General features: G+C 71.4%; 9 protein-coding genes. 7 read left to right on the top strand and 2 right to left on the bottom strand.

Going from position 1 to position 12,696, the window contains the following annotated elements:
* Positions 1–159 precede the first annotated feature (159 nt).
* The 5 genes from ACYVK7_RS02425 to ACYVK7_RS02405 all read left to right on the top strand — a co-directional run bounded on the left by ACYVK7_RS02425 (position 160) and on the right by ACYVK7_RS02405 (position 6,907).
* Positions 160–1,182: a glycosyltransferase family 2 protein gene (locus ACYVK7_RS02425; RefSeq protein WP_460886082.1), complete on the top strand. Its 1,023-nt coding sequence runs from the start codon at positions 160–162 to the stop codon at positions 1,180–1,182.
* Between the two features lie 25 nt (positions 1,183–1,207).
* Positions 1,208–3,679: a glycosyltransferase family protein gene (locus ACYVK7_RS02420; RefSeq protein ID WP_460886081.1), complete on the top strand. Its 2,472-nt coding sequence runs from the start codon at positions 1,208–1,210 to the stop codon at positions 3,677–3,679.
* Between the two features lie 28 nt (positions 3,680–3,707).
* Positions 3,708–5,237 carry a phosphomannomutase/phosphoglucomutase gene (locus tag ACYVK7_RS02415; protein ID WP_460886080.1) on the top strand — a complete coding sequence of 510 codons (1,530 nt, stop codon included), beginning with the start codon at positions 3,708–3,710 and terminating at the stop codon, positions 5,235–5,237.
* A complete protein-coding gene (locus ACYVK7_RS02410) occupies positions 5,234–5,422 on the top strand; it encodes a Trm112 family protein (RefSeq protein WP_460886079.1) in 189 nt (62 codons plus the stop codon). Before ACYVK7_RS02415 ends, ACYVK7_RS02410 begins: the two co-directional genes overlap by 4 nt.
* 126 nt (positions 5,423–5,548) lie before the next feature.
* Entirely contained in the window at positions 5,549–6,907 is a 1,359-nt protein-coding gene (locus ACYVK7_RS02405) for a hypothetical protein (RefSeq protein WP_460886078.1), read from the top strand.
* Positions 6,908–6,916: 9 nt separating this feature from the next.
* Here ACYVK7_RS02405 and ACYVK7_RS02400 read toward each other — a convergent pair whose 3' ends face one another.
* The gene (locus ACYVK7_RS02400) at positions 6,917–9,424 is read right to left on the bottom strand and encodes a glycosyltransferase (RefSeq protein WP_460886077.1); all 2,508 of its coding nucleotides are present in this window, start codon (positions 9,422–9,424) and stop codon (positions 6,917–6,919) included.
* A 260-nt stretch (positions 9,425–9,684) separates the two neighbouring features.
* Between ACYVK7_RS02400 and ACYVK7_RS02395 the strand changes: the two genes are divergently transcribed.
* Together ACYVK7_RS02395 and ACYVK7_RS02390 are read left to right on the top strand one after the other, a co-directional pair.
* Positions 9,685–10,944 (top strand): nucleotide sugar dehydrogenase, encoded by a 1,260-nt coding sequence (locus ACYVK7_RS02395; RefSeq protein ID WP_460886076.1) that lies wholly within the window; start codon positions 9,685–9,687, stop codon positions 10,942–10,944.
* A 59-nt stretch (positions 10,945–11,003) separates the two neighbouring features.
* A complete protein-coding gene (locus tag ACYVK7_RS02390; RefSeq protein ID WP_460886075.1) occupies positions 11,004–11,375 on the top strand; it encodes a hypothetical protein in 372 nt (123 codons plus the stop codon).
* 38 nt (positions 11,376–11,413) lie between these two features.
* Here the strand turns inward: ACYVK7_RS02390 and ACYVK7_RS02385 are convergent, their stop codons facing one another.
* The gene (locus tag ACYVK7_RS02385; protein WP_460886074.1) at positions 11,414–12,619 is read right to left on the bottom strand and encodes a capsular polysaccharide synthesis protein; all 1,206 of its coding nucleotides are present in this window, start codon (positions 12,617–12,619) and stop codon (positions 11,414–11,416) included.
* Positions 12,620–12,696 lie beyond the last annotated feature (77 nt).

Here is a 12,696-nt window from a genome sequence, read left to right as displayed (position 1 = left end):
AGGGAATAGTGGCTGCACCCGAACCGACGGGTGTGCACGCCGGGACGGCGAAGGCGGTCCAGACGTCCCAGCGAGGCCTCGCACATCTGCAACAATCTGCCGTGCCGCCGCACGCCGACGTAGCGGAGCCACTCACCCGAGCAGAAAGAGCGCCCCCAGATGCCATCACGCACGCCGCGTGTCTCGGTCGTGATGCCGGTCCGCGACACCGAGCTCTACCTCGACGACGCGATGACCAGCCTCACCCGGCAGTTCGACGACGCGCGCGACCTCGAGGTCGTGGTGGTCGACGACGGCTCGAGCGATGCCACTCCCGACATCGCCGCGAGCTACGCCGACCGGCTGCCCCACCTGAAGGTGCTGCGCAACACGGAGGCGGTAGGGGCCGCGACGGCGCGCAACCAAGGCCTGGCCGAGTCCACCGGCCGGTACATCACCTACCTCGACGGCGACGACTGGTACGCGCCACGGCACCTGCAGCAGGTGACCGACGCGATCGGGGCGGTCGGCGTGCCGATCCTGCGGCACGACCACGTCACCGTCCAGGCGGGACAGCGCCGGATCGTCCGAGCCATGCAGCCGGTCCGGGGTCAGGTGCTGGACCCGCGAGAATCGATCCTGCCGACCGACCGGCCGACGATGGTCGACTATCCCTACGGATGGGCCGGCGTCTACGACCGGGCGATCGCCGACGACGGGTTGCTGACCTTCTCCGACGGCATGCGCACCGCTACCGACCGGACCTGGGTGTGGCGGCTGCACCTGGAAGGTGCCGCGTACGTCGTCACCAACCACACCGGCGTCTGCTACCGCCGCGGGGTCTCGACGTCCCTGACGCAGGTCTACGACGAGCGGAGGCTGGACTTCACCCTCGCCTTCGCGGAGATCCGTCAGCTCCTCGAAGCGGACCGGGAGACCGACCGGTTCCTGCCCAAGCTCGCCCGGACCGTGCTCGCGATCGTGGATCACCACCTAGGGTTCGCCGAGCACATGCCCGCCGAGCTGCTGGCAGAGCTGAACCGGCGCGCGACGGACCTGATCGCGACCTTCCCCGCCGAGCTGGTGCGCGTCCAGCTCCAGCAGTCCGGCCCCAAGCGTTGGGTAGCGCTGCGCGACGTGCTACCGCGGGAGCTCGCGCCGGGCCCCGAGCTGCTCGACGCAGAACTGTCGTCCGCGCCTTAGGGCTCGCTCTCGCTACGCTGTCGCCGTGGACTTCCGCCCCCGCAAGCTCATCAGTGCGCTCAGAGACGGTCGTGCTCTGCGGTCGCTCGGACAGCAGGGCGAACCGAACGGACAGCAGGGCGAACCGAAGAAGGGGCCTGCGGAGCCCGTCAGCACGTCGGAACCCGTCGTGGATCTGGTGCTGGGCTCGGGTGTCTTCGACACCGAGTGGTACGCGGCTCAGGCGGGCACCGAGTTCTCGGAACCCGCCGAGGCCGTGCGGCACTATCTCGCGCACGGTAGGCGGTCGGGGTGGTCGCCCCACCCTCTGTTCTTCCCGGCGCACTTCCGGCCGCTGCGGTGGGCGCGTGACAGCACCGACCCACTCGTCACCTACCTCAGAGGCACCGGCAATGCGTGGAGGTCGGCGACGTCGCCGCTCTTCGACCCGGCACGGCTCGACAGTCCCCGCGACGCGGACCGCAGCCCGCTGGCGGCCTTCCTGGCGGACGACGGCTCGCGGGCGCCGCTCCCGTTGGCACCTGAGGCCGTGTGGTTGCGTGACGGCGTGACGCTGTCCGACGTACGGGAGGTGCTGCGCTCGGAGCAGCGTGATCCGGAGGACAGTCCGACCGGCTCCTGGCGGGACCGTGTGGCGGAGGCTACGGTGCCTGGCCTGGTGAGCATCGTGGTCGTCGACTGTGACGCCACAACCGACGTGGTCGCCGCCCTTCGCACGGCCGACCAGGCCGTACGAAGGGGCGACGGCGGGCAGGCGCAGCCCGTCGAGGTCGTCCTCCTCGCGCCCGGCGAGCGTCGCCAAGCGGTCGTCGGGCGGGCGCTGGCTCGCCTTGCCCGGTGCGAGGTGCGCTTCGTGTCTGTCTCCCACGATGCCGGGGTGTCCTCAGCCGTCGACGAGGCGGTGCATGGGGCGCGGGGCGAGTACACGGTGCTGACGTCCGCGCGGCAGGCCTTCCGGGACGGAACCTTGCGCGACTGGTTGGTGGCGCTCGAGGAGTCCAGCGCAGCCGTCGTGCACCCTGTCGTGCTGGACGACGACCTGCTCGTACGGGACGCGGGCGTGGCCTACCCACCTCACGGGAAGGACCCGGTGCCGTTTCTCAAGGGTGTGCACCCTGACAGCGTCTCCTGGTCCCGGCGATGGTTCCCGGTACCGGGAGCGCCGGCCCCTCTGGTTGCCCGAACGGACTCCGTACGGGCGGTACAGCAGTCGGCGGGCCCGCAGGCACCGAGCCGGCCCAGCGCGCTGTGGGCCGACATCGACCTGTCGCAGAGGCTCGCCGCGCACGAGGGCCGACCCGTGGTCGTGGTACGCGATCTGGTCGCGACCTGTGCCGCCGGTGGTGTCTTCGACGACACCGCGGATCCGGACCAGGATCTTGCTGCGTTCCGTGCGGCGTGGGGGCGAGTGCCCTCCGGCTCCACGGAGCTGTTCGAGGAATTCGACCTTGCGCCGGTGTTCGTCGGTCTGGCGGCCCTTACCGTTCCGGATCGCCCGAAGTCATGGACACGTGCGCTGTGGCTGTCCGCACGCGAACGCTCAGCGGTGCTCGAGGCGCCGCCGACTCTGCGCTGGGCGATCAAGACCGCCATGCCCGCCAGCGACCGTGCGCGCCAGTGGGGCGACTTCCACTTCGCCGGCTCGCTGGCTGCCGCGCTACGTGAGCTCGGCCAGCAGGTAGTCGTCGACTACGGGCCGAACGACGGCCGCGAGACGTCGTATCGCGACGACGTCGTTCTCATGCTTCGAGGGCTGCGCCCCGCACGGCTGCCTGCCGACGCGACAAGCGTCGTCTGGGTCATCAGCCACCCGGAGGATGTCACTGCGCGTGAGCTTGCCGGTTATGACCTGCGGTACGCCGCGAGCCTCACCTGGGCGCGCGACACCTCTTCCCGGTGGGAACTCCCGGTGCGGTCGCTCCTGCAGTGCACCGACTCGAGCCGGTTCTACATCGACGACGATCCTGTCGAGGACGTCGTCGGCAAGGCCGTGCTGGTGGGCAACTCACGAGGCAAACCGCGCCCGGTGGCGGTCGAGGCTGCGCGGTCCGGCACGCCTTTCGTCGTCTACGGGTCGAGCTGGGAGAGATTTCTGCCCTCCGAGGTGATCGCTGGTTCCTACGTCCCGAACGAGATCGTCCGCCGCTACTACCGCTCGGCGGCCTGGGCGCTGAACGACACCTGGCCCGACATGCGTGACCTCGGGTTCGTCTCCAACCGCGTCTTCGACATCCTTGCGTCCGGCGGCCGGCTCCTGACCGACGACGTCCAGGGCCTCGACGAGATCGTTCGCCCCGTCTTGTCGGGGCGAGGTCTGGCGCGATTCACGACACCCGAGGAACTGCACGCGGTGCTCGCCGAGGGGAGCGAGTCCTGGTACGACGAGGTGACGTTGCGGGCGCTGTCCGACCATGTCCGGACGGAGCACGACTTCCGGGCGCGTGCGGCCGTGCTGGTCGAGGACGTGCTCGCGCAACGGGTGCACCCCCGGCCGTAGGGGCTCGCCGCTCGCGTAGGCTGGCGAGGTGGCTCTCGACCTCAGCAGGATCATCAAGGCGTACGACGTGCGGGGACTGGTCCCCGACGAGCTCTCGCCGGACGTGGCACGTGCGATCGGGGCGGCGTTCGCCCAGGTGGTGGTGCTTCCCGACGCGGCGGGCGACGCGCGCCCATCCGTCGTCGTCGGGCGCGACATGCGCGACTCCGGCCCGGACCTCGTGGACGCGTTCGCCGCAGGGCTCACGGCCGAGGGCGTCGACGTGATCCGGATCGGGCTGTGCTCCACCGACGGGCTGTACCACGCGTCGGGTGTCCTCGGCCTGCCGGGGGCCATGTTCACGGCCAGCCACAACCCGGCCGAGTACAACGGGATCAAGCTGTGCCGCTCCGGCGCGCGGCCGGTCGGGGAGGCCACGGGGCTCGCGGAGATCCGGGAGGTCGCGCAGGCGCTGCTCGACGGGGTGCCGACGGGCACGAGCGGCGCAGGATCGGGCGACGAAAGCGCGGCCGGTGCGGAAGCGCCGAGCGCGGCCGTGACCGACCGGGACATGCTGGCCGAGTACGCGGCCTTCCTGCGGGACCTGGTGGACCTGTCCGGCGTCAGGCCGCTCAAGGTCGTCGTCGACGCGGGCAACGGTATGGCAGGGCTCACGGTACCCGCGGTGCTCGGCACCGCGGCAGGCCTGCCGGAGCTGCCGCTGGATCTGGTGCCGATGTACTTCGAGCTGGACGGCACTTTCCCGAACCATGAGGCCAACCCGCTGGAGCCGGCCAACCTGATCGACCTGCAGACGGCGGTGGTCGCGAACGGCGCCGACATCGGGCTCGCGTTCGACGGCGACGCCGACCGCTGCTTCGTCGTGGACGAGAAGGGCGTTCCCGTGTCGCCGTCGGCGATCACCGCTCTGGTGGGGCTGCGGGAGGTCGAGAAGGAGAAGGCGGCGGGGCGTACCCCCACCGTCATCCACAACCTGATCACGTCTCGTGCGGTCCCGGACCTGTTGTCCGCCGCGCGGGCGAAGGTGGTCCGCACGCGGGTGGGGCACTCGTTCATCAAGGCGGAGATGGCCTCGAACGAGGCGGTGTTCGGCGGCGAGCACAGCGCGCACTACTACTTCAGGGACTTCTTCTTCGCGGACACCGGCATGCTCGCGGCTCTGCACGTCCTCGCCGCCCTGGGCACGCAACCGCACCCGCTGTCCGAGGTCGCGGAGATGTACGAGCCGTACGTGTCCTCCGGAGAGGTCAACTCGCGGGTCTCGTCGGCTGCCGAGGCCACCACCCGGGTGCTGGACGCCTATCGTCTCGCCTACCCCGAGATCGAGGTCGACACGCTCGACGGGGTCACGGTGTCCCACTGGGACGGGCAGCCGCAATGGTGGTTCAACCTCCGGGCGTCCAACACGGAGCCGCTCCTGCGGCTCAACGTGGAGGCCGCCGACCAGGACATCATGGAGAAGGTCCGCGACGACGTCCTGTCGCTGGTGCGGGCGAAGAACGACGAACAGGTGCCGGGCGACAGCCCGGACGACGCCGGGACAGGAGCTGTGGGATGAGTATCGAGCTGGAGCCGTGGGTGCGCGAGATCCTGCGCTGCCCCGTCACGGGCGCGTCGCTGGTGGATGGCACGGGGCCTGGCGGTGAACCCGAGCTGCACTCCACGGACCCGGAGCGGCCGCTGGCCTATCCGGTCCGCGACGGCATCCCGGTACTCCTGGAGTCGGACGCCCGGGAGCTCTGAGCGATACCGGACCGTGACGCGGGGTGGCACGGCCCGGTCCGGACGTCTGCCAGAATCGGCGTGCCCCGCGCACGATGCCTGTCCGCGGGTGCTCCACATCCTCGGAGAAAGCAGCAACCACAGACGATGAGCACGACACAGCTTGTCCTGGTCTCCTCGGCCGACGCACTGCTCGCAGCGGCGGCGGCCGTCGACGCGGGGCTGCTCGACCGGCCGCGCAGACGAGTCCTCGTGTCCTTCGGCCGCGCGCCTGCCCCGGAGACGGCGATGTTGCCGCACGAGCGGCCCGGCCTGGCCCCCGCGGTGGGCCGGTTCGACGACGTCGTCGTGCTCGACGAGCTCGTGCAGCCCCTGGACCCGACCCGCTGGTCACCACGCGGCGATGACCGGCCGGTGCTGGAGCGTCTGCTCCGCGGGGCCTGGGGGATAGGCGACGACACCGTCGTGATCGTCGCCGACCGGCCGCACGCCGAGCAGCCCGTCGAATGGCTGATGTCCGCGTTCTACGGCTGCGAGGTCGTCCGCCTGGTGACGGACCTCGCCGGATACGGTCCGGCGCCGCAGCCGCTCGGCTGGCCGCAGGCACAGCGGACGAGCCGGTACCTGTACCGGGAGCACGTCAAGGGCCTCAAGCCGTGGCCGGAGGGCGCTGAGCACCATCCGGAACAGGGCGTAGACGCGGTGGCGATCCCCGACGACGCGTGGAGCGGGCTGCTCGACGAGGTGGTGACCGCGGCCGACGCGGTGGCGCCGGGCCCGCGCGAGGGCCGGACGGCCCTCGTCCTCGCCGAGTCGTTCGTCACCGGCGACCTCCTGAGCCGGGACGAGGAGACGGCGCTCTGGCGCGAGGCGGTCGAGGCCGCCGTCGCCGAGGGCGTGGACGAGGTAGTGGTGCTCGCCGACCCGGTCGTCCCCGCCAACCTGGCGACCCGGCTGACGGACCTGGACACCGGTGCTGTGCGGGTCACGCTGGTGGAGCGCCCCGCGCCCGCTGAGGCGTACCTCCTCGCGCTGCGGCCCGACGTCGTGATCGGGACGATGTCGCCCACACTGCTGCGGGCCAGGGCGGAGGGTGCCCGTGTGGTGCCGGTCGGCACCAAGCTCGTCAAGGAGCGGCTGCGGCCCTACGCGAACCCGGCCCGGCTCCCGTGGGCCGTGGCCGACGCGGCGCTCCGCGAGGACGGACGCTGGTCAGCCGCCGGCGACCTGGAGAGCCTGGTCCGGGCGGTGGCGTTCTGCATGTACCCCGACCGCTTCGAGGAGCGCAGGACCGCCGTCACGTCCTTTCTCGAAGCATTGGAGCCGGCCGAGGTCGGCCGGTACACGACAGCGAACCGGGCGCAGAAGCTCGGCCTGCTGCCGGTACCCGAACCCGCCGACGAAGCCGAACCCGAGCCGGTCGCGCAACCGACGGCACCTGCCCCGGAGAGCTCCGCTCCCCGGGGCGAGGGATGGTTCCGCGCCTTCGTGCGCAAGCCCCGCTGAGGGCGCGGCTCACGCCTCCCGACGTGTCCCTGCGTCGGTCTTGAGCAGACCGCCCACCAGCGCGGCGAACTGCTCCGCGCCGTGGTGTGCCGCGAGGTAGCTCTCGGCCGCCCGCGCCAGCTCGGCACGCTCCTCCGGGTGCTCCTCCAGGTGCCGGACCAGCTCGAGGACGTCGCCCGGTGCAGCGTAGGCGGCCGCGTCGCCGTAGACGGGCCGGAACCGCTCGGGCACGATCACCACGCCGCCCGCCGCCATCGCCCGCACCAGGTGCGCGGGCGGCCGCTGGACGGCCTCGGCGGGGAAGCAGGGGACGTAGTCGAGCTGCTGGAGCATCCTGCGCTGCGAGACGTCACCGGCCCGGTAGACGAGCCACTGGGCGGGCGGTCGTCCGACGGCCGCCCACACGTGGTCGAGTGCGCCGAGCAGGCGGACGTCGACCGAGTCGTCGGTGGGATAGGCACCGACGAAGTCGTCCTTCGAGGCCGGCCACAGGTCGGCGCCCTCGAACGACGCGAACCCGACGGTCGGCCGGGCGGACGGGGTGCGGGTCCGGTGCGCGCGCCACAGGCCGGGCAGGACGGGGTCGACGGCGTCGGCGTGGTGCAGCAGCAGGCCGGGCACGTCCGCGAGCTCCGCGCGGACCGCTGCGTCGGCGGGGACCCAGACGGGCTCATTGCCGAAGAGGTCGCGGGCCGCCGTGGTGACGTCCCGCGCCGACCAGAGCGCACCGCCCGTCGACTCCGTACCGCCCCGATGGGCCAGGATCGCCACGTTGCCGGCGTCGAGCGACTGGGGCTCGGCGGACGGTAGCTGGAGCACGGCCGGATCGTGGATCAGCAGCAGGTTCGTACGTGCCTCTTCGGTCGGCAGCACGTGGGTCACGACGCCCTCGTCGATGAGCCGGCGGAACTCGGGCGACAGCGCCTGGGGGAAGGACTCCGGCCTGCCGGCCAGCTCCAGGTCGGTGATGCCCACCCGCAGGCCCTGCTCGACGAGCGCGGTCAGCTCGTCGTACAGCGACACCGCGCCGTCCGAGTCGGCGCGGAAGTCCCCCGCCAGGACGACGTCGAGGTCGGGCGCCTCGACCGGAACTCCCGTGTTCTGGACGAACCTCCGTGGTGCGGCGAACGACCTCCGTGCGGGGTCCGGCGACACGTAGGGCGCCGCGCCGGCCCTGACCTGCTCGTGCCATGCCTTGAACGACTCCGCGTACTCGCGGCGGGAGGGGTGCACCCAGCGCGTGCGGAAGTCTCCGCGGGAGAGCGATCCGGAGGTCAGCCGGACGAAGGCCAGCTGGTCGTCGAGGATGAGCTGTTCACCGGGGAGTGCCGCCTCGAGCCGCTCCAGGAACTCTGTGTCGGCGCTCTTGCGCACCGGGTCGAACCCGCCGAAGCGTTCGATGACCGCCCGGGGGAACATCAGCGACGACGCGTTCTTGCGGCTCGTCGGCATCGCGAGGTGCTGGAAGCCGAGCTCTTCGGTGCAGCGGATCGACCGGCTCATGGTCGAGTGCACGGCCCGGCTCTCCAGCAAGGGCCTGACCTGCCGGGCGATGCGCTCGGGGTGCGACCAGTCGTCCGAGTCCTGGAAGGTGATGAACTGGCCGCGCGCCTCTCGTACGGCGCGGTTCCTGGCCGCGTACGTCCCGCGGTTCTGCGGCTGCACGATGACGCGCACGCGGGTGTCGAGGCCTGCCACGTCGGCGAGGATGTCCTCGAAGCCAGGGCCGGAGGCGTCGTCGAGGACGAGCAGCTCGAGGTTGCCCCAGGTCTGGTCGAGGATGGAACGCACGGCGGAGAAGATCTCCGGACCGGGACGGAACGCGGACATCACGACCGTGACCAGCGGGCCGTCCTCGGTCCCGCTCGGCCCGGGGGCCGCGAGGCTGTCGAACGGTGTCGCGCCGTCACGCGTCAGCCGGACCGGCCTGGCGTCCCAGCGGCCCACGACGGCGTCGAGGCTGCGGTTCCACGACTCGCTGCCCACACCGTGGCGTGCGGCGGCGATGTCGACCTCGAGGGACAGTCGATCGTCCTCGAGGACCTCCTGGACCACGGCGAGCTCCGACTCCAGCTCGTCCGTCGCGCCGGTGAGCTGGAGGATCTGCAGGTAGAGACGCGTCTCGTCGGTACGCCACCGCGCGTTCGGTGCCAGGTGCCTGGAGACCCGGTACATGTGTGCCGCGTCGTGCAGGTCGTCCGCCGACATGTTCTGGTAGCCGACGGTCATGGCGAGCGCGCGCCACCAGCCGGGGCGCGGCCGGCCGAGACCTGCCGCACCGCTCGCGGACGACCGCGCCGCGTCCCTGAGGTCCTCGTATGCCAGGTCGGGTGCGATACCTGCCGCCACGACCCGCCGGAAGGAGTCCGCCTGGGTCCGTCCGGCCGTGTAGGCCATCGCACGGAGGTGGTCACTGCGCCGGACGATCTGTTCGGCCAGGCCGCGCGCGACGTCGGCGTCGACGTGCCGGATACTGGGGGCGGTGGTGCCGGTCGTTGCGGATGTCGCGGTCGTCAAGGGATTCCCTCCGGAGATTGCCATGAGGGACGCACGCCTCGGGCGCCCCATCTTCACCGCTCAGCACGGAGCGTGACAACTCGGCGGGACAGCTCGGCGGAGCGGCGAGGCGACGGCCGGGTGGCCGGCGCCACCGCACCGACCGGTCGCCGCACCTGCCGAGGCGCCGTACCGCCTAAGATTCAGGGGCCCCACGATCAGCCGCCCATCTCGCGGCCGGCGCACGGGCCAGATGATTTCCGGAACTCGAGAGGTACAGCATGTCGATGTTAGTCGTCGTGGGGCTCGGATACGTCGGTCTGCCCTTGGTGCAGGCCGCCGTTCGTGCTGGATACGACGTGGTCGGTCTGGACGTGAACGAAGGGGTCGTGGCCGGGCTCAACGCCGGGCGGTCGCATGTGGACGACCTGTCCGACGACGCGGTCGCCGCACTGCTCGCCGAGGGGTTCCGCGCCTCCACCGACGAGACGGTGATCGCGTCCGCCGACGTGGTGGTCGTGTGCGTGCCGACACCGCTGTCCGACGACGGCGGGCCGGACCTCGGCGCCGTGACCGGGGCGACCCGGGCCATCGCGCGCAACCTCCGGCCGGGGACGCTCGTGGTGCTCGAGTCCACCACGTACCCGGGAACCACCGAAGAGGTCGTGCAGCCGATCCTCGAGTCGACGAGCGGGCTCAGCGCGGGCACCGACTTCCAGCTGGCGTTCTCGCCGGAGCGGATCGACCCAGGCAACCCGGTCTACGGGATGCACAACACCCCCAAGGTGGTCGGCGGTTCCACGCCGGAGGCCTCGCAGCGGGCGGCGGACTTCTACGGGAAGTTCGTCGAGACCGTGGTGGTGGCCAAGGGAACCCGCGAGGCCGAGGCCGCCAAGCTTCTCGAGAACACCTACCGCCACATCAACATCGCGCTGGTGAACGAGATGGCGCGGTTCTGCCACGAGCTCGACGTCGACCTGTGGGACGTGATCCGGCTCGCCAAGACCAAGCCGTTCGGTTTCCAGGCGTTCTATCCCGGTCCGGGCGTCGGTGGGCACTGCATCCCGATCGACCCGAACTACCTGAGCCACAACGTGCGCTCTCGCCTGGGCTACCCGTTCCGCTTCGTGGAGCTCGCGCAGGAGATCAACGCGACCATGCCCACCTATGTCGCGCGGCGGATCCAGGACCTGCTCAACGAGGACAGCAAGTCGCTGCGGGGGTCCACGGTCCTGCTGCTCGGCGTCACCTACAAGCCGGACATCGCCGACCAGCGCGAGTCGCCGGCGCGTCCGCTCGGCGAGGCGCTCGTCGCGCAGGGTGCGCACGTGGCCTTCCACGACCCCGCGGTCGAGGAGTGGCAGCTCGAGTCGACGGTGCTGTCCCGCGTCGCCGACCTGGACCAGGCGGTGGCTGGCGCCGACCTGGTGGTGCTCGTGCAGAACCACCGCGCCTACGACGTCGATGCCCTGGCCGCGGCGTCCACGCGGTTCTTCGACACCCGAGGCGTCGCGACAGGGGAGACGGTGCACCGGTTGTGACGGGCTTGAGCTCGTTCGAGGCCTAGCACATCCGACAGTACCTCAGAAAGGGATCACCCATGCGTCGTCCGTCCGTCTTCAGTCTGCTGATCGCCGCGCTGCTCCTGGTGGGTGTCGCGATGGCGTTCGTGGCAGCGGCCGAAGGCTCCGGCGCCCTGGTGCTGGCCGGCGTGGGGCTCGCGCTCCTGGCCGGCGTCGCGTACCTCGGTGACCGGCGCTCTCAGCAGACCCGCAAGTCGCTCGAGCTGCGGCTCCAGCGTGGCTTCGACGCTGCCCGCCAGGACCTGACCGAGGTGGCGTCGGGTCAGAACCTGGCCGAGCTCACGGAGCGGCTGGACCGGCTCGACCTGCGTCTCGACGAGACGCAGCGTCGTCTGGTCGCGGCGGCCGACGCCGCCCGCCTGGAGGCCGCGGAGCGCTCGGCCCGGTAGACGGGCCGGGCCGGCGCCCCGCGGAACGGCTGCCGTGGTCAGGCGGTCGTGACGGGCGTTCCCTCGCTCGCCGCCGAGTCACCACCGGGGCCCGGTGCGGGCTCGGCGGCGAACAGGCGGCCCAGCACGCTGCGCGGGCCCGTGTTCTCGGCCCCCGCCTTGTAGGACAGCTTGTGGATCGTGGTCCGCCCGAGCACCTGCTCGAACTCCTGGTCGGTCACGTCCCGGCTCATCAGGTGGCGCAGCCGGAGCGACTGGGCGGTCGGCACCCGGGGGGTCGCCTCGAAGAGCTCTCCGAACGTCGGGTCGGTGAGCACCAGCGCCTCGAAGAGGTGGTGGAACGTGAAGTAGTGCGGAAGCTTGCCGTCCTTGCGCCAGTACGCGTAGAGCGCCTCGAGGGTCAGCGTGACGAGGTGGTGGCCGGGCGTGGCGGTCAGGTTCCACGTGCCGATCGTCGTGTTCTCCTTCGCGGGGGCGAAGAAGCCGGAGGCCTCCGCGTACTTCGTGAGCCGGGCGCCCACGTCGTCGGTGAGATAGCACGTGGCGTCGAGCCACGTGCCGCCGTACCGGGCCAGGAGCTCGAGGCGCAGCAGGTCGGACCGAGCGGTGCGGTCGGTGACCAGCGCGTCGATGTCGGCCGGCAGCGAGACCAGCGTCCCGATGTTCTCGTCCGTCAGCTCGAACACCGGACGCGTGAGGTGCCGGGCCATGGTCGCGCGGCACATCTTCACGACGTCGGGCGCCTGGTCGAAGCCCTGTGCCCAGAAGACCCAGACGACGTCCGACCGGTCCTCGACCACCGTGTGCGTGGCGGCCGCGGCACGCAGCTCGTCGAGCCGCTCCGTGACCAGGGCGACCGCGTCCCGCCGGAACACGTACTGCCGCACCCCCCGTTCGAGCAGGACGGCGTCCAGACCGTCCGGGAGCGGGTCCGACTGCGACCAGTGCTGATAAGCGGTCCGAGCCTCGTCCAGCCGACCGGAGAGCTCCGCGGCGCGACCGAGCTCGAAGTACCAGTGGCGAGGTGCCGCGGCGTGCCCGGCGATGGCCCGGACCAGCGCGTCGGCGGCACCCGCGTGGTCCCCGCGGCGCCGGCGTGCGGTGGCGAGCCGGTGCAGCCACCGGGGGTCGGCCTCCGGTCCCGCGGTCGCCCGGGTCAGTGCTCGTTCCGCGCGTTCGGGGCGTCCGAGCCGACCATGGACGCGGGAGAGCAGGTACTGCGACCGCTGTGTGAGCGTAGCCAATGTCTCGCCGTTCGTCTGGAGGAGTGGCACGACAAACAGTAGGCCGGGTGGTCAGCGGTGTCGCGGAAGAACGGGGT

This window comes from Promicromonospora xylanilytica (assembly GCF_054782895.1).
This window is presented reverse-complemented; position numbering and strand designations above follow the sequence as displayed.

Excerpts from the sequence above, each read along its gene's own strand:
- ACYVK7_RS02410 (WP_460886079.1), top strand. The coding sequence starts at position 5,234 with ATGAGTATCGAGCTGGAGCCGTGGGTGCGCGAGATCCTGCGCTGCCCC.
- ACYVK7_RS02425 (WP_460886082.1), top strand. The coding sequence starts at position 160 with ATGCCATCACGCACGCCGCGTGTCTCGGTCGTGATGCCGGTCCGCGAC.
- ACYVK7_RS02390 (WP_460886075.1), top strand. The coding sequence starts at position 11,004 with ATGCGTCGTCCGTCCGTCTTCAGTCTGCTGATCGCCGCGCTGCTCCTG.
- ACYVK7_RS02405 (WP_460886078.1), top strand. The coding sequence starts at position 5,549 with ATGAGCACGACACAGCTTGTCCTGGTCTCCTCGGCCGACGCACTGCTC.
- ACYVK7_RS02395 (WP_460886076.1), top strand. The coding sequence starts at position 9,685 with ATGTCGATGTTAGTCGTCGTGGGGCTCGGATACGTCGGTCTGCCCTTG.